Source organism: Microbispora triticiradicis (assembly GCF_005864065.1).
Lineage (GTDB): Bacteria > Actinomycetota > Actinomycetes > Streptosporangiales > Streptosporangiaceae > Microbispora > Microbispora triticiradicis.
In genome coordinates this window covers 1-1,239 of sequence record NZ_VANP01000044.1, presented here as the reverse complement: position 1 = coordinate 1,239, position 1,239 = coordinate 1, and the positions used below count along the sequence as shown (strand labels likewise).

Here is a 1,239-nt window from a genome sequence, read left to right as displayed (position 1 = left end):
GACCAGCTGAGATTGCGATATCCGAGTTGACCTGCCAGTCGTCATTGAGCGCCTTGCGGGACTCCGCCCGGCCGACCCGCGTGCCGCCCATCATGGCGTCTGCTGGTCGCGGCGGGTCTGCTTCTTCTCGCGGATGACCGCGTGGGCGTCGGCGACGGGGCCCAGGTGAGCGAGCTTGTCGGGATTGACGATCGAGCGGATGGTCTGGATGCGTCCGTCCAGGATGTCGAGCGTCCAGACGTTGAAGATGTGACCGTCTCGGTCGCGGATGATCGCACCCGGCTGGCCGTTCACCTCGTGCGCCTCCAGCACCGCGCCGATCTGGGCGAACGGCGGGATGGCGACGGACAGCGCCCGGGCGACCTTCGCGACGCCGAAGAGGGGGATCGTACTCCCGATCTTGCCGGCGCCGTCGTTGACCAGCTGGACGTCGGCGGCCAGCAGTTCCTGCAGCCCTGTGACGTCCCCCTCCCTCATCGCATGGAAGAACCTCCCGGCGAGCTGCTCGCGGGCCCGGCGATCCGCCTCGAAGCGGGGCCGGCCCGCGTCCATGTGACGGCGTGCCTGCACCGCGAGCTGGCGGCAGGCCGCCTCCGACCGCTCCACCGCGGCGGCGATCTCCCGGTAGCCGAAGGCGAACACCTCGCGGAGCACGAAGACCGCACGCTCGAGCGGGCTGAGCCGCTCCAGCAGGATCAGCGCCGCCATCGACAACGAATCGGACAGCTCCGCCGACCGCTCCGGGTCCTGGTAGGGGTCGGTCAGCAGCGGTTCGGGGAACCATGGCCCGACGTAAGCCTCGCGCCGGACGCGGGCCGAGCGCAGCACGTCGATCGAGATCCGCGTCACCGTGGCCGACAGGAAGGCCTTGGGCGACTCGGGCTGGGCCGGGGAACCTTCGTAGCGCAGCCAGGCCTCCTGGACGGCGTCCTCGGCCTCGCTCACGCTGCCCAGGATGCGGTAGGCGATCGCGAAAAGCAGCGGCCTCAGTTCCTGGAAGTCCTCGACGCGACTCACGCCGACCATTGATATCACCAATCAGGATAAAGGTGACATGGTGTCGCAGGTCACACTCGGGCGATCTCACATCTCTGCCGGGCTATCTCGTCCAGGGGGGTTGTAACGGCTGAAAGCGGCAACAAGGAGCACACCATGCAGAAGGTTTGGTTCGTCACCGGCTCGTCCCGCGGCCTGGGCCGCAACTTCGTGGAGGCCGCCCTGGCGCGCGGCGACAAGGTC

At 68.4% G+C, this 1,239-nt stretch carries 1 protein-coding gene; it reads right to left on the bottom strand.

The features are described from left to right. Nucleotides 1–90: 90 nt before the first annotated feature. Nucleotides 91–1,026, bottom strand: a complete 936-nt coding sequence (locus FED44_RS35435) for an RNA polymerase sigma-70 factor (RefSeq protein WP_341868644.1) — start codon at nt 1,024–1,026, stop codon at nt 91–93. Between the last annotated feature and the right edge of the window lie 213 nt (nt 1,027–1,239).

Coding starts and splice junctions, on each gene's coding strand:
- FED44_RS35435 (WP_341868644.1), bottom strand. CDS start 1,026: ATGGTCGGCGTGAGTCGCGTCGAGGACTTCCAGGAACTGAGGCCGCTG.